Annotated in this window: 13 protein-coding genes; 9 read left to right on the plus strand and 4 right to left on the minus strand. The window is 57.1% G+C overall.

The features are described from left to right. The first annotated feature begins 465 nt into the window (after window positions 1–465). From AC3B5A_RS04940 to rsmI, 6 genes are all read left to right on the plus strand, one after another. The gene (locus AC3B5A_RS04940) at window positions 466–1,506 is read left to right on the plus strand and encodes a LacI family DNA-binding transcriptional regulator (protein ID WP_489799320.1); all 1,041 of its coding nucleotides are present in this window, start codon (window positions 466–468) and stop codon (window positions 1,504–1,506) included. Window positions 1,507–1,711: 205 nt separating this feature from the next. Next, on the plus strand, window positions 1,712–3,025 hold the full coding sequence (locus tag AC3B5A_RS04945) for an ABC transporter substrate-binding protein (protein WP_489799322.1): 1,314 nt from the start codon (window positions 1,712–1,714) through the stop codon (window positions 3,023–3,025). A gap of 156 nt (window positions 3,026–3,181) precedes the next feature. After that, window positions 3,182–4,120 carry a carbohydrate ABC transporter permease gene (locus AC3B5A_RS04950; protein ID WP_489760727.1) on the plus strand — a complete coding sequence of 313 codons (939 nt, stop codon included), beginning with the start codon at window positions 3,182–3,184 and terminating at the stop codon, window positions 4,118–4,120. A 237-nt stretch (window positions 4,121–4,357) separates the two neighbouring features. Then, window positions 4,358–5,233, plus strand: a complete 876-nt coding sequence (locus tag AC3B5A_RS04955; protein ID WP_489760726.1) for a carbohydrate ABC transporter permease — start codon at window positions 4,358–4,360, stop codon at window positions 5,231–5,233. 241 nt (window positions 5,234–5,474) lie between these two features. Then, a complete protein-coding gene (locus tag AC3B5A_RS04960; RefSeq protein ID WP_489799577.1) occupies window positions 5,475–6,617 on the plus strand; it encodes a glycoside hydrolase family 172 protein in 1,143 nt (380 codons plus the stop codon). 1,254 nt (window positions 6,618–7,871) lie between these two features. After that, the gene (gene rsmI / locus AC3B5A_RS04965) at window positions 7,872–8,813 is read left to right on the plus strand and encodes a 16S rRNA (cytidine(1402)-2'-O)-methyltransferase (protein WP_489760754.1); all 942 of its coding nucleotides are present in this window, start codon (window positions 7,872–7,874) and stop codon (window positions 8,811–8,813) included. A 169-nt stretch (window positions 8,814–8,982) separates the two neighbouring features. Here rsmI and AC3B5A_RS04970 read toward each other — a convergent pair whose 3' ends face one another. Together AC3B5A_RS04970 and AC3B5A_RS04975 are read right to left on the minus strand one after the other, a co-directional pair. Continuing rightward, a complete protein-coding gene (locus AC3B5A_RS04970) occupies window positions 8,983–10,800 on the minus strand; it encodes an MFS transporter (protein WP_489799324.1) in 1,818 nt (605 codons plus the stop codon). A gap of 339 nt (window positions 10,801–11,139) precedes the next feature. Then, the gene (locus tag AC3B5A_RS04975; RefSeq protein WP_489799326.1) at window positions 11,140–12,045 is read right to left on the minus strand and encodes a hypothetical protein; all 906 of its coding nucleotides are present in this window, start codon (window positions 12,043–12,045) and stop codon (window positions 11,140–11,142) included. Window positions 12,046–12,364: 319 nt separating this feature from the next. On the opposite strand from AC3B5A_RS04975, the gene metG reads away from it, so the two are divergent. After that, complete coding sequence (gene metG / locus AC3B5A_RS04980) at window positions 12,365–14,233, plus strand: methionine--tRNA ligase (protein WP_489799328.1); 1,869 nt, start codon at window positions 12,365–12,367, stop codon at window positions 14,231–14,233. A 496-nt stretch (window positions 14,234–14,729) separates the two neighbouring features. Here the strand turns inward: metG and AC3B5A_RS04985 are convergent, their stop codons facing one another. Next, entirely contained in the window at window positions 14,730–15,590 is an 861-nt protein-coding gene (locus AC3B5A_RS04985; RefSeq protein ID WP_489799330.1) for an HAD-IIA family hydrolase, read from the minus strand. Window positions 15,591–15,708: 118 nt separating this feature from the next. On the opposite strand from AC3B5A_RS04985, the gene AC3B5A_RS04990 reads away from it, so the two are divergent. Then, window positions 15,709–16,215 carry a gluconokinase gene (locus tag AC3B5A_RS04990; protein ID WP_489799331.1) on the plus strand — a complete coding sequence of 169 codons (507 nt, stop codon included), beginning with the start codon at window positions 15,709–15,711 and terminating at the stop codon, window positions 16,213–16,215. Window positions 16,216–16,242: 27 nt separating this feature from the next. On the opposite strand, the gene trpS is transcribed toward AC3B5A_RS04990, so the two are convergent. Then, window positions 16,243–17,346 carry a tryptophan--tRNA ligase gene (gene trpS, locus AC3B5A_RS04995; RefSeq protein ID WP_489799333.1) on the minus strand — a complete coding sequence of 368 codons (1,104 nt, stop codon included), beginning with the start codon at window positions 17,344–17,346 and terminating at the stop codon, window positions 16,243–16,245. A gap of 143 nt (window positions 17,347–17,489) precedes the next feature. Here trpS and AC3B5A_RS05000 point away from each other — a divergent pair, with 143 nt between their 5' ends. Continuing rightward, on the plus strand, window positions 17,490–17,885 hold the full coding sequence (locus tag AC3B5A_RS05000) for a DUF3073 domain-containing protein (RefSeq protein ID WP_489760719.1): 396 nt from the start codon (window positions 17,490–17,492) through the stop codon (window positions 17,883–17,885). The last annotated feature ends 72 nt before the right edge of the window (window positions 17,886–17,957 follow it).

Genomic DNA, 17,957 nt, shown 5'->3' on the forward strand with positions numbered 1-17,957 from the left:
CGGTTGTTGAGCTGGGCGGTGGTGTGTTGTGGCTGTCGTTGGCGTCCATGTCTCATGTATGTACCTATCGCACTCGTACTCTGCAAATATGTGAATATTATCTACTAAAGTATCGATATTGTGTGATATGGGTTACAGATGTTGCGCAGCTACAATGGCTGTCATCTGGCCTGTGCCTTGCCAAGGAGATGGAAACGTACGGTGTGGGCAATATGCAGTAGGCGGTGGGATATGCCTTGATGGGTGCTTGTGACTATTCGTAGTTGTGCTGTATGTCGTGTAGTCCTAGCGTCCTTGTGGCGCTGTGCTCTGTCGGTGGTACGGGTGGCAAGTTGACAAACCGGAAATAGTGTGATTAAAATAACAAAAGCGAAACGTTTCGACGATGAACGTCACGCGTACCACTGGCTTCGTTCGGCGCACTGCGAGCGAGGCTGCAGGCTCTCGCAGTGGAGAGGAGATGACATGGCTGGCATCAAGGATGTGGCGCAAGACGCCGGTGTCTCGGTCAGTACCGTCTCGTATGCCCTGTCGGGAAAGCGCTCCGTTTCCAAAAAGACAACCGACCGCATCATGGCCTCCATTGAGAAGCTGGGCTATATCCCCGATGCCAGTGCGCAAAAGCTGCGCGGTGGAGGCAACCACATCATCGCCATCGCCCCTGGGCGTCGTGAGGTCAAGCAGGCGCGTTTCAGCGTGTACTTCATGCAGACCGCACTTCAGGCAAAAGCCGCCGGCTACGACGTTCTGTTGCTGACCGGCGAGGATGCCGTGGCCGACATCGAACGGGTGACCCGCAGCAACCTTGCGGACGGGGTGGTGCTGCTTGATGTGGAAGAGGACGACGCACGCACCGCCGCGGCGGCGAACTACGGGAAACCGTGCGTGGCGATCGGATATCCGGCCAATCATGGCGGCTGCGCATGCGTTGACATCGATTTTGCGGCCATGGGTGTGGAGGCTGTGCGCATGTTGCACGATGCCGGGCATGACCGGGTGGCGTTGCTGCGCAGCGTGGTTGACATTCACGAACCCATTCCGGGATACATGGAGCTGTTCCGCGATGCGTTCTTGCGCGCCGCGCGCAGTGCCCACATCGAAGTCGTGGTTCCCGAGCTGGTAAGTTACGCTGATTTTGATGCCGAACGGTTCGTTGACGATGTGTTCTGCGGGGCGCATGCCCCGACCGCCATGGTCAATGAGGCCGATGGGTCGTTGCTTTCCCTAGTGCTTGCAACCCTGGACGCCAAGGGTCTGCGGGTGCCGGGGGACGTATCCGTGATTTCGTGTGGCACGTTGCTGGAAAGTCAGTTGCCCAACCGGAACATATCCGAAATGCCTATCACCCCTGCAAAGCTGTGCGAACGGGCCATGCGCATGCTGCTTGACTCCATCGAGCGGCATGAGGACATCCGCGGATTGGTGGAGCTGCATCAGCCGGTGTTTGTCGATCGCGGCTCGCTGGCCGAGGTTCCACGACGCAGCGGAAGGGGGCGGCGTATGTAAAGCAATGTCAACACTCAGCAAGGTATGTCAATGAGGACATCGTAACCATGTCAGGCTCTGAGCACAAGAGCCGATGCAATCAACAGTGAAACGCAACGAGGCGTGCAACTCTGCCGATTGTCGAAACGTTTCGCATTATGCATGCAATGCGCGTTTGTGACACCGCAGACCGTGCGGCTCAAGGACAAAGCAAAAGGACAAAGCAATGAATGCGAAGAAAAAAATAGCAGCCATCGTCGCGGCCGTGACGATGTTGAGCCCACTGGCGGCCTGCGGCGGCACGGATGCGCAGGAGGGTGACTCGGGGGCCAAGCCCGAGTCGATCTCCTTCTGGTACTACGAGGATCCGACCTCCGCCGAGACCGCAGCCTGGAAGAAGGCCGCGGACAAGTTCACCAAGAAGACCGGCATCAAGGTGAAGTTCGAAACCAAATCGTTCACCCAGATCGCGCAGAACGCCAGCCAGTTCCTTAACTCCGACGAAGCGCCGGACATCATGGAATCCAACCGCGGCAACGGTTCCGCCGGCATGCTCTCATCCATGAACCTGCTTTCCGACCTCGGCCCGTACGTGGAGAAGTACGGCTGGGACAAGGACATCTCCAAGGGTGACGCCACCATCGCCAAGTACGACGACAAAGGCGTGATGGAAGGCGACAAGTGGGTCGGCCTGCCCAGCTACGCCGAATACCAGCGCGTGTTCTACAACAAGGACATGTTCGCCAAGCAAGGCATCAAGATTCCGACCACCATGGAGGAATTCGAAGACGCCTGCGCGAAGTTCAAGGCCGCCGGCATCACCCCCATCGCCGCGGATGCCCAGGACTACGGCGTGCTCTGGCTCTGGTGGTCGCTGGTCGGCACCAAGGCCGATAAGAAATTCATCGACGCCTGGCAGATGTACAAGCAACCCGTCGATTGGAATTCCGAACCGTTGACGTACGCGACGAACAAAATCGACGAATGGCTGCAGAAGGGCTACATCTCTCGCAACGCCACCGGCCTGAAGGGCGAGGACACCACGGTGTCCTTCATCAAGGGCGAAAGTCCGATCTACCAGACCGGTACCTGGACGGAAAGCCGCTTCAACAGCCAGATCAAGGACTTTGATTGGGACGCCTCCGTCATGCCCGGCACCAAGATGCTGCAGGGCTGCACCGGCAACCTGCTGGTCATTCCCGAGCGCTCGAAGAACAAGGACTGGTCCGCCCAGCTGCTCAACGAAGTGATCTCCCAGGACGTGCAGACCGGTATCGGCAATGCCGGCAACGTGCCGCTCAACGCCGACATGAGCAAGATCACCGATGAGAAGAACAAGAAGATGATCGAGGAGTATCAAAGCTTCTCGTCCGAGAGCGCTCTTTCCTACTATCCTGACTACCCCGCTTCGAGCCTGACGGACGCCATGTCCGCCGAGTTCCAGGAACTGGTCAACGGCACCAAGAAGCCCGACCAGATTTTGCAGGATCTCAAGAAGGCCTACAACTCCGGCGTGGAAGATATGGGTGTCAAAGACTAACCGCTCTCCCTACTTGCCTTCCGGTTATGCGCAATTGCAGGATCGGAAGGCAAGAGGCCCGCCGCGGTGGGTGCCAATGCGCACAGCACGTGCCCACCGCGGCTCACATCATTACCGTATCCGTTTGGAAAACTGCGCATTGCATAGGAGGCTTGTATGTCTAAACGAAACGCAAAATCAGGAGTCACGTATTCCCGGTTGCCGGGCAACAAATCTTCCCGATTTATCCCCTACCTCATCCCCGGATTGCTCTCATTGCTGGTGATCATCGTCGTTCCTGCACTGTGGAACGTCTTCTTGAGCTTCACCCGTTGGCGTGGCGTGGGCCCCGTGAAAATCATCGGGACGACGAATTGGCAGCGCCTGTTCCAAGACGGCATGTTTTGGAAGTCCTTCGCCAATTCGCTGTGGATTATCGTTGCCATCGTTATCATCCCAACGATTCTTGGCCTGTTTATCTCCTCGCTGCTCACCGATGTAATACAGAAAAAGTTCGGGCCACGCATCGCTTCGTTCATCCGAGCGCTCTACTACCTTCCCCAACTGTTGCCCGTCGCGGTCGCATCCATCATTATGGGCTGGATTTTCAGGCCGGACGATGGCGCTTTTAACGCATTGCTAGAAAAAATCGGCCTTGGCATGCTGCAGGGCAACTGGCTGGGCAGCCAGAAAACGGCGCTGCCAGTGCTCATGTTCATCCTCATTTGGATTCAGCTCGGCTACCCAATCGTCATCTTCATGTCAGGTCTGCAAAGAGTTGACCCCGAGCAGTACGAAGCCGCCAGCTTGGACGGCGCGAATTGGTGGCAGAAGTTCCGCGTCGTCACCCTGCCGGCCATCATGCCGGAACTGCTGGTGGTGATTCTCACCGCCACGATCGGCGCCCTGAAAACCTTCGGCCCGGTGTATCTGCTCACCAAAGGCGGGCCCGGCACCTCCACTATCGTGCCGTCGTACTATTCCTACAACCAGTTCTTCCAAGTGCAGCAAGTAGGTTACGGTGCGACTATTTCGACTGCTTTGACGGTGGTCATCATTGTCTTCTCCGTGGTGTTCACGCTCGTGCAGGGGCACGTCGAAAAGAACATGGATTGAAAGGGGTTCATCATGGTAAAAGAAACGGCTGCAACAACTGCAATAGCTTCAACGATTTCAACGGCTTCGGCAACTTCCGCAGTTTCACCATTGACGCGTGGCGGCGCGGCACATGCCAAGGTGGCGTCTGCTTCTGCGTCTGTGCCTGTGTCTGCATCAACGGCGGTATCAATATCGATGTCAAAGGCACAACCAAAATCAGTGTCACAACCAACGCCAACGCCAACGCCGACGCCAGTGGCACAGTCGCATCCAAAGAACAGGACGAAGGCTCCGCTGAAGGCGCAGCGCATCCGCTCCTGGAGCGATTGGTTGGTGCTCATCCTGCTCATCGTCGGGGCAGTCGTCATGCTCAGCCCGCTCATCATCCTGACGATGAACGCGTTCAAGACCATCAGCGACTACAACTCCACTGGCCCGCTTTCCTGGCCGGCGCACTTTACCGTCAGCGGCATCGTCTCGTTCTGGAAGACGAGCCATTTCCCGACGAAATTCGTGAACAGCCTGGTCATCTCACTGGTCGTCGCGTTTTTCGGGGTGCTGCTTGCGGTGCTCAACTCCTTTGCGCTGGGAATCGGTAAGGTAAAGGGCAACCGGTGGATCATCCTGGTTATCATGCTGGCCAATATGATGCCGCAGGAGGCCCTGCTCTACCCGCTGTACACCATGTTCAAGCGAGTGGGGCTCTATAACTCCCAGCTGGCCATCATCGTCATCTTCTCGGTAATTCAAAGTGCTTATGGAACCTATCTGCTGTCGTCGGTCTACGGCACCTTCCCGCAGGCCATCCTCGAAGCCGCAACGCTGGACGGCGCCACACGCTGGCAGACGCTCATCAAGGTGGTGCTGCCGGTTTCGTGGTCGACCATCAGCGTGCTCTTTGTGTTCTTCTTCGTCTGGACATGGAACGAGTACATGATGCCGATGGCGTTCCTTATGGACGACAAAGTGCAGACTGTGCCGTTGGCCCTTGCCACGCTGCAGGGGCAGCATACGATGGATGCTACCACGCTGGCTGCGGCCTCGCTGCTGAGTATTGCGCCTACGATCATCTTCTATATCATCTTCCAGCGCAAGCTCAACCAAGGCATTGTATCCGGTTCGGTGAAGTAAGCGCGTCGGTGACGTAAGTATGGAAGTAAGCGCATCGGTAGCGTAAGCAACATCGGCGACGTCGGTGGTAGCGAAACATAAGGAAGGAATATCAATGAACGAGCGAGCACAAGAATCGCGACCCACAACGGACACGACAGGCGGTTCCGGCCTAGGCTTGGGCTTTGGTGGCGGATTGAGCTCCGGGGGTGGCTTTGGCTCCGCGGGCGGCTTCGGCTTAGGTTTGCTCGACGGCGTCGCCATGGCCTCCAGCGCTCGCTCGCGGTGCGTCAATGCCGAAAACCCGCGCGGGCAGAAGGGCAAGGGGGCCATGAGCGCGAGCAAACTTGGCCCCAGCCGCAAAGGCACGCCGTGCCTGGGCACGGTGCCGGCCGGCGCTTCGGTGACGCTCATGGACGTGGACGGGCCGGGGGTGATCCGCCATATCTGGATGACAGTGACCGACAAAACCTCGCCCACCGGGCCGAACGTGCTGCGCAACCTGATCCTCGAATTCTATTGGGATGGCGAGGAAAGCCCCTCCGTGGTGGCGCCGATCGGCGACTTCTTCTGCTGCGGGCATGCACAGGACTGCCGCGTCAACTCGCTGCCCATCATGGTGGCGCCTAAGCGCGGCTTCAACTCCTACTTCTCCATGCCGTTCGAGCACGCCAAAATCGTACTGCGCAGCGACCATAACGAGGACGTGCCGGCCTTCTTCTACCAAATCGACTACACCGAGTACGACGCTCTGCCCGTGGGCGCCATGCGCTTCCACGCGCAGTGGCGGCGCGAGCGGGTGACTGAGCTTGGGCGCGACTACACCATTCTCGATGGCGTGCGCGGCAAGGGGGCGTATGTGGGCACGTATGTGGCGCTCACGGCGCTCGAAAGCCGCTGGTGGGGCGAGGGCGAAATCAAAATGTACATCGACGGTGACGGCGACTATCCCACGTGGTGCAGTACGGGTAGTGAAGACTACTTTGGTGGCGCATGGAGCTATGGGGCGTTCGGCGACGGGGGTGAGGGGAACGGTGCGGCCGGCTGCGATTTGGGCGCGCCCACGCATCCGGGGTCACCCACTCCTGCACGCGGGCAGATGTACGAGCAGACCTACTGCAGCCCCTTCGTTGGCTTCCCATTCTATTCGCAACGTTTGGAAGGGCGCAGCAGCGACTATTGGGATCTGGCCACGCCGGTGATGCGCGGACTGTACCGTTGGCACCTGCCTGACCCCATCTATTTTGACCACGACCTGCGCGTTACCATGCAGCAGATCGGCAGTCAGGAGGCGGGGCTGTTCGAGCGCAGCGACGATGTGGCCAGTGTGGCCTACTGGTATCAGCTTGAGCCGCATACCCCCTTCGGGCCGATTGGTGACCGCCACTTCCGCCAGCCGCGGTGATGGTGCTGCCACGGTACTGCCGGCTGCGCGACAAAACCGTCGCTAGCGCCCGCTCAGCGTCGGTTTTGTTGCGTTCGGCAGTAGAGTCGCAACTAATCCGTCGTTGAGACGATGCTAGCGTCGGTTTGGTTGCGGTGGGTGGTCGTGCAGCAGCTGAATCGTCGCTGGGATGGTGTCAGTGACGGTTTTGTTGCGCGTTGGGGTGTGGCTAGTAGGTGGCGTAACGCGTAACCGACGTATACCCCGGTGGTGCGCAGTTAACCTGAATGTTATCGCAACAGAACCGTCGCTTATCGAATGTCAGAGACGGTTTGGTTGCGTTGGGTGACGTGGTTGCGGCGAAACCGTTGCTTGTTGGACGTGAGCGTCGGTTTGGTTGCGTTGGGCGGCAGTGAAGCAGCGTAACCGTTGCTGAGGTGATGTGAGTGACGGTTTTGTTGCGTTGGGTGGTCGTGCAGCAGCTGAATCGTCGCTGGGATGGTGTCAGTGACGTTTCTGACGTGTTGAGTATGGGTGAAGCGGCGAAACCGTCGCTGAGGTGAAGTCAGTGACGGTTTTGTTGCGTTGAGTGTTCGGTTGTGGTTTGTTGGCGGCATAATCATGTGTGCCCCGGTGATTGGGAGTTGTTGGATCCGTGCAATCGCTGCTGATAACGGGTTAGTGACGGTTTTGCTGCATGACTTGCTATTCAATGGTTGTGCAGGTGGCGCAGGAGATGGTCAAGCAGTGCTTAGACTGCATGGCGCGTTATTCAAATAGGTGTGCAGGTGGGTTTTACAGGTCTCGCGCGATACTGGGGATATGACGCATGATTTCGGGGACATAGAGCACGGGATGACAGATAAGATGGATGGGGAACCTGCTGTTGCTGAGCCTGACAGCCAAGTAACCAAGGGTCATCAGTATGGCACTGATGCTGCGTTGAGTGTGGATACCGAATACTCTTGCGGTGCCGGTGGTGATACTGGTATGTCTGATGTTGATGTTGATGTTGATGTTGATGAGTCTGGCACCGGTATGGCTGGTATGGATGTGGCTGACAGCGATGTGGCTGATGCTGCGGTGAGTGCTGATACCGAACATTCTTGCGTTGCTGATGGTGATACGGATGTGGTCGGCAACGATGCGGCTGATATGGTTGCTTCTGGCAACGATATAGCTGATGCTGGGGCAGATGCGACTGGCAACGATGCGGCTGATGCTGCGGTGAGTGCCGATTTTGATCACTCTCGCGTTGCTGATGACGATACTGATATGGCTGATACTGATATGACGGACAGTAATACGACGAACACCGATATGATCCCGCGCGGCACGGTGGTGCTTGCGGCCACGCCCATTGGCAATACTGGCGACGCGTCCGACCGGCTGAAAGCCTTGCTGGAACATGCTGACATTGTGGCTGCCGAGGATACGCGGCGTCTTTACGATTTAGCACGTCGACTGGGTGTTTATGTCAACGGTCGTGTGGTGGCGTACCACGATCATAACGAGCGCAACCGTGCAGACGGTCTGCTGGATGAGGTGGAATCTGGTGCCACCGTGCTAGTGGTGTCAGATGCCGGCATGCCTACCATCAATGATCCAGGGCTTGCGATTGTGCGCCGCGCTATCGAGCGTGGCATTCCCGCCACCTGTGCGCCCGGACCAAGCGCGGTGCTTGACGCGCTGGCGTTGTCTGGCCTGCCTACCGACAAGTTCTGCTATGAGGGCTTTCTGCCGCGCCGTCACAGCGAACGTGTGCGCTATTTGCGTACTATGCTCGCAGAGCGTCGCACCATCGTCTGGTATGAGACGCTGCATCGCATTGATGAGTCGATGGCTGACCTGTTGGAGGTGTTCGGTTCGGATCGTGCCATGGCGTTATGCCGAGAACTGACGAAGACTCACGAGGAGATTCGGCGAGGTACTGTCTCGCAGATTCGCAGCAGTGTGGAACAGGACCCGCCGCGTGGTGAGCTTGTGTTGGTGGTCGCCGGTGCAAGTGATGAAGAGGCGCAGCAGGCCGCCGATGCCCAGGGAGGTTCGCTGAGCATCGTTGATTTGGCGCAGTTGGCGATGGAACGTGCGCAGGCGAGTGGGGTGCGCGTCAAGGATGCCATCGCCGAAGTGGCGAAGGAACATCTTCTGGCTGACGGTTCAATGCCGGCACGCAAGGAGATATACCAGGCGGTACTTGAACTCAAGCAGCAGTAGGCATCAGGCAGTGCGAATTTCAGCGGCAACCGGGTGTATGTGCTGCCTATGTAGGGCAGCGTCTGGCTGGTAATCGCGTGTATCGAAGGTACGATATACGCAAGTCTGGCATGCTCTACCGTTGTGTACGGCCTCCTTTTCCGCACTGGCTAGTTCCAAGTTGGTCTGATTATTGGTGTGGTTTCTCCTTGGTTGGTGAAACAGCTGGCCCAGACTCCTCATGTTTTGGTGGCTGTGTGGTATTGGATATCTGCCGTTGAGCCGCCGTTTCATCGCCATTCGCGGGTTTGACTTCGGCGCGGGTTTCAGGTTTTCGCGCCAATCGTACGTTTTCGGGCTGTTGTGGCAGTATCTGTCCGGCGGGAATCTCTACCGTTACCAGCGGCATGGGCATGGTGCTGGTGTCGATAAGCGGGTTCTCTCGCTGTGTGCGCACCAGTTGTTTGGCTTCGGCCTCGCTTTCCACAGTAGGCATGGAGCCGGGTAGAGGTGAGCGGGAACTTTCCTTCATGCACAGTGCCGCAATGCCGCTGAACAATGCGAAGAACATGATGTAAAAACCTGGCATGTCATGGTTGCCGGTCACTGAGATAAGCGCCTGCGCCACCAGCGGAGTGGTGCCGCCGAACAGGGAGACGGCAAAGTTGTAGGACAGTCCCATACCGGAGAACCGCGATTCGGTAGGGAAGAGGGCTGGCAGTGTGCTGGCGGAGACACCAGCGTACAGGGCGATGGGAACCGCAATCATGGCCAAGGCTGCTTGAATCGACCAGAAGGTGCCCTGGTGCAGCAGCTGGAATGCCGGATAGACCAGTATGAGCGTGGCGATTGAGGCAGCGAGGTAGATCGGTTTGCGGCCGATGCGGTCGGAAAGCGCGCCCACCAGAGGCAGGCACAGCGACATGACGATGAGCACTGGCACGGTGGCTGCGGCTGCCATGGTGGTGCTGGTGCCAACTTCTTCTTCCAGATAGGTGGGCATATAGCTGGTGAGCACATATCCCGCCGTGTTGGTGGCGGCGACGATGGCGACTGCGATGAGTAGACGGCGCCAATAATGTTTGATGACATACCGCATTGTGCCGGTGCGGTCCCACGCGGAAACATTGGTTTGCGGCTGCGGTTGCGCTTGCGATGTGGTGCGTGTGCTGGAACCGGTCGTTCCGCTGGCCTGCTGGGCCTTGGCGGTCTCCTCGCGCTTGACGTGTTCGGAGAACTGCGGAGTCTCGGGGATTCTTGACCGCAGCAGAATTGCCAAGATACCCAAGGGGATGGTGAGCAGGTAGGGGATGCGCCACCCGCCGTTGACCATGGAGTTCGGGCCTGCCACATGGTTGGTGACGACTGTGGTGATGGCTACAGTTGCGGCGCCGAACGCGGAGCCGAGATAGGAACCTAAGTCAAGCCATGCACTGTAGAAACCGCGCTTGCGGTCGGGTGAGAATTCGGAGATGTATGTGGTAGCGCCTGCGTATTCGCCGCCGGTGGAAAAGCCTTGCACCATCTTGAGCAGGTAGAGCGGCAGAATAGCCCAGCCGCCGATTTGCTGGGAGGTGGGCAGCAAGCCGATAAGCCCAGTGGAGATGGCCATCATGCTCATCGTGACCATCAGCACTTTTTGCCGGCCAACGCGGTCTCCGATGGGGCCGAGCACAATACCGCCAAGCGGGCGTACCAGAAAACTGATGGCGAAGCCAAGCAACATGACGAGCAGCCCCATGCTCTCCGGCATATCTCCAGTGAACACTTTGCTCATGGTGACGGCGAGATACCCGTAGACGCCGAAATCATACCATTCCATGAAATTGCCGACCACGGTTCCAGCGATGGCTTGCTTGAGCACTGTGGGCTCGACGATGGTGACGTCCTTTTTGCGCAGGAACAGCCTGCGAATTTGGATGCGGCGCGTCTTTTTCTTTGGCTTGGCACTCGTTTTTATACCTGCGAAGGCGCGTTGATTGTGATATTTGCGATGTGTGTTCTGCACTTCTGCTGTCACTCCTCTGTCCTTGTCGATCATCCGGAATAATCGGACTCTCTTAGTGAACTCGGGTTGGGAAGCAGCGCCGTGACGGCTCCCTCCTTAATGTCGATGGCGACTTTCCACTTTCAACTCGAACATAACGGTACGGGTGAGTCTATCACCGTTATGTTGCGATAATCGTGGAATGCCGGCTGGCACAGCGCAATTTTCTGCTCCAATAGCCTGTTCTCACAGGCTTTTCGTTGTCTCCTCTGAGAGCTGATCTTGCATCTGAGAGTTGATCATGCGTCGGAAGGCTGTCGAAGGCTGGATGGTGACGATGTTGCACCGTCACGAGACCGCCTAGAAGCAATACCGTATGGTTTTGAAAAACTCCTTTGCTTGCCCGCTATTGGACCAGAACCGATTTTCTTCAAGAATGTGCAAGCAATCTGCGGGATCGAAATGATATTCCTGGATCAGTGCGCAGGCGTTTTCCCGGGCTGCCGCACTTATCGTCCCGGTCTTGGCGGCACATGCATGGCGTACTTTGCCCATTCCTCCAGGCATGTTCTCCATGTCTCGTAATGGTTCCGTCTTGTCGTCTTGTTCAATCTCCACGCATGACGCCAGCACGATATCTACTGCGGTACGCGCAGGAGTGGTGATGTTCAACCCGGCGATGTTGCTGATTTCGGACGCGCATGCATTACGTTCGCAGCTGTGCACCTTGCGCCCGTAGGCGAGCGTGCGGTAGTGGGAGGTCGAGATGACATCCACAGTCTCAGGGAACTCGCCTCCCAACCACACCCATGCAGCTGTGCCTGCACAAGCGGTAGCACGTGGAGGAACCAGATTTGCCATGATGATGCCGCGCCCGAACAGTGTGTCGGCATATTGCGACAGGTAGGCATTGATATCGTCAAGACGATGCAAGGTTCCGGAATCTCCCAATATATTCATGCTCATGGGGCCGGGCAGACTTTTCAGCTTGAGCAGTGTCGGCGCAATGCTTGCCTCACCGGGGAAAGCGGGGGCAGAAAGGTTTCCTACCGCTTTTGTATGAGGAATCTTGGTGTGTAAACCGGTGCCATGAGCCTGTTCTGTGCCATGAATTGAGGGGTTGCTGTTGGGTACGTTGGGAGTGGAAAGCGGCGAAGAAGGCATTGCGAACCGCTGGTGCTGTGTGTGGTGGTGGGAAGCGACAGTAAGCGGAGAAGCTGTCGAACCAGTGGGAGTAAGGGTTTCCGTGTTGGATGTGGTCTGCATGGTGCTCCTTAAACGTAGTAGTTTGCCGGTCAGTGCGGTTGGTGCGCGTCGGTATGGATTGGCTGTATCCTTCCGCTGGATGCCAGAGGGATTGCGCTCGACTGTAACCGCTGCGACAGGAGTGCGCCAGCCGGTTTTGCAAATCCGTGGATATGTGGATAACTTCTGCGAGCAAAAAAGATTTGTGGACGACACTGCGAACAACTTGGTCGGCAACGGCCCTGATATAGGTGCATCGCACTGTTTACCATTGTTCCGATGAAGTTTGGTCAGCGGTAGAGCCGGTCTGGCTGTCCTCGCTCGGCCCGATAATCGGGACATGACTCATATCTTGGTAAATGTTGCCTGGCCCTACGCGAACGGCCCTCGCCACATCGGACACGTCGCGGGCTTCGGTGTGCCCTCTGACGTGTACGCGCGCTACGAGCGCATGAAAGGCGACGACGTGCTCATGGTCTCGGGCACTGACGAGCACGGCACCCCCATTCTTGTCGAAGCAGACAAAGAAGGTGTGGGGCCGCAAGAGCTGGCCAACCGCTACAACCGTGTCATAGCGCAGGATTTGTGCGACCTTGGTCTGAGCTACGACCTCTTTACTCGCACCACTACCGGCAATCATGAGCAGGTGGTGCAGGAGATGTTCAAGCAGTGCCTAGAGAACGGCTACATCTACAAAGGCACGCAAAAGGTTGCGATTTCACCCTCCACCGGGCGCACGCTGCCTGATCGGTACATTGAGGGCACCTGCCCTATCTGCGGTGCTGACGGCGCTCGCGGGGATCAGTGCGACAACTGCGGCCACGAGCTTGACCCAGATGAGCTCATCAATCCGGTATCCAAAATCAACGGCGAGACCCCGCGTTTCGAAGAGACCGAGCACTTCTTCCTTGACTTGCCGGCGCTCGCCGAGGCGAATCTGGCTTGGCTCAAGACACGTGAAGGATGGCGCACCAACGTCATCAACTTCTCCATAGGCCTGTTTAAAGAGGTCAAACCCCGCGCCATCACACGCGACATCGACTGGGGTATTCCCGTGCCGGTGGATGGTTGGATTGACAATCCCAACAAGAAGCTCTACGTATGGTTTGACGCGGTGATCGGCTATTTGTCGGCTTCTGTGGAGTGGGCACGCCGCAAAGGTGAACCGGATGCGTGGAAAGCGTGGTGGAACGACCCGCAGGCGCTGTCCTACTACTTCATGGGCAAAGACAACATCACCTTCCATTCCCAGATTTGGCCTTCCGAGATGCTGGCTTACAATGGCGAAGGCTCCAAGGGCGGAGAACCTGGTGAATTCGGCAAGCTGAATCTGCCTGAGCAGGTGGTGGCCAGCGAGTTCATGACTATGGAAGGTAAGAAGTTCAGCTCGTCTCGCGGCATCGTGATCTATGTCAAAGACATTCTGGCACGGTACCCCGTGGACGCAGTGCGCTACTACATCTCTGTAGCCGGCCCTGAGACCAGCGACGCTGACTTTACCTGGTCGGAGTTTGTGCGCCACAACAACGAGGAACTGGCTGCCAGCTGGGGCAATCTGGTTAACCGTGTGGCTAACCTCATCTATCGCAAGTTCGGTGAGATTCCGGAGCTTGATGAGGATTCCATGACTCCCGAAGACCGTGCGCTGCTTGAAGAGAGCGCCTCGGCCTTCGACACGGTCGGCGGTCTCATTGAGCGGCACCGTCAGAAGAACGCATTGAATGAAGCGATGCGTGTGGTGGGCGACATCAACAAATACATTTCCGCCGTCGAACCTTGGAAGATTAAGGACGATGACAAGCGTTTGGGCACGGTGCTGCACACCTGCGCGCAGGCGGTTTCTGATGCGAACCATTTGTTGGCGCCGTTCCTGCCGCATGCCAGCCAGAAGGTATGGGAAGCGCTGGGAGGTACCGGTGTCTTCTCGCCATTGCCGCGAATCGAAGAGGTGGAGGATCTCGATAAGCCGGGCTTCACCTATCCCATCATCACCGGAGACTATGAGCTGGGCCGTACGGTGCACCCATGGCGCAGTGAAACGTTGATGGCAGGTACCCCCGTGCCGCAGCCGACTCCCATCTTTGAAAAGATTCCGGAAGAGGCGGTGGAAGAGGAATTGGCTCGTTTTGAGGCTGATCTCGCTAAACGTCAAGAAGATGAAGCGAAGCGCTTTGAAGAGGCGAAAGCCAAACTTGATCAAGCAGAGTAAGTAAACCTTGAAGGTTCTTTCAGAGATTTTTGAGGTGTGACCATCGTTTTTCCAAGAACTATGAGGTTATATGGTTCTTGTCAGCGGGTAACACCGGTGATGGAGTTTCTTCGGGATCTTCATAACTGAATTTCTTCTCTCTCAGCCCGGCGGGTAAACCCCGTCGGGTTTTCTCTTGTCTATGTTCAACCCGATTCTTGCCCATGCGTGTTATTCCTTGAATTCTGGACACTTTGCGGAATAAACTTTAGATGTTGGACCGTTTTAACTTTAGATGTTGGCTTTTGAATCAAGGCAATGGGTCATGACTGTGCCGATGAGTCGGACTTTGCAAAGGCAGGCGTGGGAATTCATATGAAGCGCGGTATCTGCCGAATGGGGCGATATAACAAAGTGTGGCCCTGCCGCGAACACGACAGGGCCACACTGCACACGCCACCGAGACAGAGAACCCCAAGAACAGACTATGCTAGCTCGAGTTTCTGCTTGGTTCCGGTTACTTTGCTGCGTGCTTGGCGGACGGATTGGTGGATGCCTGAGAAGCGTTCACTACGCCCGGCTTCTTGGCGGTTTGCACGTAGGGAATCAAATCTTTGACGCCTTCGACCACGTGCGAGGGGCGGAACGGGTATTTGTCGATAGACTCGCGGGTCGAAATACCTGTCATTACCAAGAACGTCTCCACGCCGGCCTCAAGACCTGCACGAATGTCCGTATCCATCCGGTCTCCGATCATCGCTGTGGTCTCGCTGTGTGCACCCAGCTGGTTGAGCGCGGTGCGGAAGAAGACCGGGTTTGGTTTGCCGATGAAATATGGTTCGAAGCCACTTGCCGTCTTAATCATCTCAGCCACGGCGCCGGCTGCCAGCAGATCGCCGTCTGAGGAGGGACCGGTGTAGTCCGGGTTGGTGCAGATGAATCGTGCGCCGTGCTGGATGAGACGCAGTGCCGTGGTGAGCTCTTCGAAGGAATAATTGCGCGTCTCTCCGATGATCACGTAATCCGGATCCTGGTCAGTGAGGATGTATCCCATCTCGTGCAGGGCGGTGGTGAGACCGGCCTCGCCCACCACATAGGCGCGTCCCCGGGGAATCTGCTGGCTCACGAAATTCGCGGTGGCCATGGCGCTGGTCCAGATGTGATCCTCCGGAATATCAATGCCGCTGGCGTGCAGCCTCCAACTGAGATCTCGCGGCGAGAAAATGGGATTGTTGGTGAGCACCAGGAAAGGCACGTCGGCCTTCTTGAGCGCGTCAATGAATTCCACGGCTCCGGGCAGTGCCTCGTTCTCGTGAACCAACACACCGTCCATGTCGGTGAGCCAAGCTTGAATATGTTCTGTCTGTGCATGTGCCATACTTTCAGACTACTCTATTTTGCGCGCATATGCGCCTTCTGATGGAAAATTTCAATGAGAAAATCAGAGGAACGGGTGCATGATGGTTGAGGTCAGTGCAGTGAGAAGGGGGGAAGTCATGAGTGAACGTGCTACACGGCATATTGTGGTGATGGGAGTGTCCGGCTGTGGCAAAACGACTGTGGCAACAGGTTTGGCGGAATATTTAGATTACCGTTTTGCCGAGGGTGATGCCTTTCATCCGGCTGCCAACATCGCCAAAATGAGCGCTGGAACCCCCCTGACCGATGACGACCGGTGGCCGTGGCTCCGCTCTGTGGGCGAGTGGACGGCTGAGCGGGCTGCGCAAGGAGTGTCCACAGTGGTCTCCTGTTCGGCGTTGAAGCGTGCATATCGAGACATGCTGCGCAGCGCCTGCCCGATGTACTTTGTGCACCTTACGGCAAGCCGCGAGTTGTTGACGGCCCGTATGGAGGCTCGTCAAGGACACTTCATGCCCTTAAGCTTGTTGGGCAGCCAGCTTGCCACTATAGAGCCGTTGGAGAGCGACGAAGCCGGCTGCCAGATTCCGGTGGAAGGTTCGCCGCAAGATGTGCTGAACCGTGTGATTGCAGCATTGCGGTAAGGCGGTAAGGGGTGGGACTGTATGGAATCAGTACTGCATACCCATCGCTTCGCGTACCTCGCCGAGCGTCTCTTCGGCAATTGCGTTGGCGCGTTTGTTGCCGTCGCGAATGATGTCACGGATGGAATCCATATCTTTCGCCAACTCCTCACGTCGTTCACGGTGTGGTGCCAAGAAGTTGTTGACGGATTCGATCACATAGGCTTTGAGCGCGCCGGCGCCGGCATCGCCAATCTCCTCGGCGATTTCAGCGGGGTCGCGGTCGGTGACCAACCCTGCGGTGGTGAGCAGTGCCGAAACCTGAGGGCGGTTGGTAGGGTCGAAGGTGATGCGGCGTTCGGAATCGGTGGGGCTTTTCTTGATCAGCTTCGCGGTCTCTTCGGCGCTGGCGCCCAGCATGATGGAGTTGCCGTACGATTTGCTCATCTTGCGCCCGTCGAGCCCGGGAATCTCGGGAGCTTCAGAGAGAATCGCCGCAGGCTCGGGGAACACGGGGTTCTTTTTGGCGTAGCGCTCGTTGAAACGGCGGGCGATGGTGCGTGTAATTTCCACGTGTGGCAGGTTGTCTTTGCCGATTGGCACCACGTTGGCTTTGCAGAAGAGGATGTCGCACGCCTGATGCACCGGGTAGGTGAGTAGCAGACCGGTCAGCGCATGGCCTGATGCTTCTTTCTCTGACTTGACGGTGGGATTGCGTTCCAGCTCGGCTTCGGTAACCAGGGAGAGGAACGGCAGCATGAGCTGGTTTTCAGCCGGTACCGAAGAGTGTGTGAACATCATGGTTTTGGTCGGGTCAATGCCGGCGGCCATGTAATCGAGCACCATATTCAGCACATTCTCGCCAATGTGATCGGTGGTGTCGCGGTCGGTGATCACTTGGTAGTCTGCAATCACCACGTTGGTGTGCACGCCTTTGTTCTGCATTTCCACGCGTGATTTGATGGAACCGAAATAGTGGCCAAGGTGCAGGCGACCGGTGGGGCGGTCTCCAGTGAGCATGGTGAACTTGCCGGGGTTGGCTTCGAGCTTCGCGCGTGTCTTCTCCGAGCGCTCCTTGGCGGCGAGGAAACTGGCGCTCATCTCGTTCCCAGCGGCGGTAACCTGGTGTTCTTCGTGCTCTGCGTCTGTCATGGTGATCCTTTTCCAGCGCCGCAAACCTTGCGGGATAATAATGATTTCATGCTAAAAGTCTGAGCCGACAATGAAACGAGCATACCAAGTGATACTCTGGTGGCAATGAAATGTCACTGGTAGAAGAGCATGCAGGGGGTCAAATGGGCCGCGGACGTCAGAAGGCTAAACAAAAGAAAATAGCCCGAAAGTTGAAGTATCTGACAACCGATACCGATTATGACGAGCTCGCCAAAGAGTTGAACGAGCAGGAGCCGGGTTCAGGGTTGGTGGATCCTTTCGAGCAGATCGAGGGAACGCAGGAGTCTGCCGTGACTTCTGGCACTGAGGCTGTCGAGTCCGAGGGGGTCGCTGCGGGAGCAAACGCCGATGATGCGCTGTCACAGGACGATTTGGACGAGTATGCCCAATGGGCGGCTGAAGCTGCTGCAAAGGCCACCAGCACCGAAGCCAAGGCTGCTCCCAAAGCGGTGAAGCCTCGTAAACCGTTCCCCATGCCGGTGCCGGGTGCGTTGCGCCGAGCCAAGTCCGGAGAGTAGCTGGCACTAGGAGTAGCTGGCGCAGCTGGACTGAGTTGCATACCGCTATAGGGTCGGTGCATATAATGGGCG

The sequence above is a fragment of the Bifidobacterium sp. ESL1133 genome (assembly GCF_058107325.1).

Excerpts from the sequence above, each read along its gene's own strand:
- trpS (WP_489799333.1), bottom strand. The coding sequence starts at position 17,346 with ATGACAGACGCAGAGCACGAAGAACACCAGGTTACCGCCGCTGGGAAC.
- AC3B5A_RS04990 (WP_489799331.1), top strand. The coding sequence starts at position 15,709 with ATGAGTGAACGTGCTACACGGCATATTGTGGTGATGGGAGTGTCCGGC.
- AC3B5A_RS04945 (WP_489799322.1), top strand. The coding sequence starts at position 1,712 with ATGAATGCGAAGAAAAAAATAGCAGCCATCGTCGCGGCCGTGACGATG.
- AC3B5A_RS04975 (WP_489799326.1), bottom strand. The coding sequence starts at position 12,045 with ATGCAGACCACATCCAACACGGAAACCCTTACTCCCACTGGTTCGACA.
- AC3B5A_RS04960 (WP_489799577.1), top strand. The coding sequence starts at position 5,475 with ATGGCCTCCAGCGCTCGCTCGCGGTGCGTCAATGCCGAAAACCCGCGC.
- AC3B5A_RS04985 (WP_489799330.1), bottom strand. The coding sequence starts at position 15,590 with ATGGCACATGCACAGACAGAACATATTCAAGCTTGGCTCACCGACATG.
- AC3B5A_RS05000 (WP_489760719.1), top strand. The coding sequence starts at position 17,490 with ATGGGCCGCGGACGTCAGAAGGCTAAACAAAAGAAAATAGCCCGAAAG.
- AC3B5A_RS04950 (WP_489760727.1), top strand. The coding sequence starts at position 3,182 with ATGTCTAAACGAAACGCAAAATCAGGAGTCACGTATTCCCGGTTGCCG.
- metG (WP_489799328.1), top strand. The coding sequence starts at position 12,365 with ATGACTCATATCTTGGTAAATGTTGCCTGGCCCTACGCGAACGGCCCT.
- AC3B5A_RS04940 (WP_489799320.1), top strand. The coding sequence starts at position 466 with ATGGCTGGCATCAAGGATGTGGCGCAAGACGCCGGTGTCTCGGTCAGT.
- rsmI (WP_489760754.1), top strand. The coding sequence starts at position 7,872 with ATGGCTGATACTGATATGACGGACAGTAATACGACGAACACCGATATG.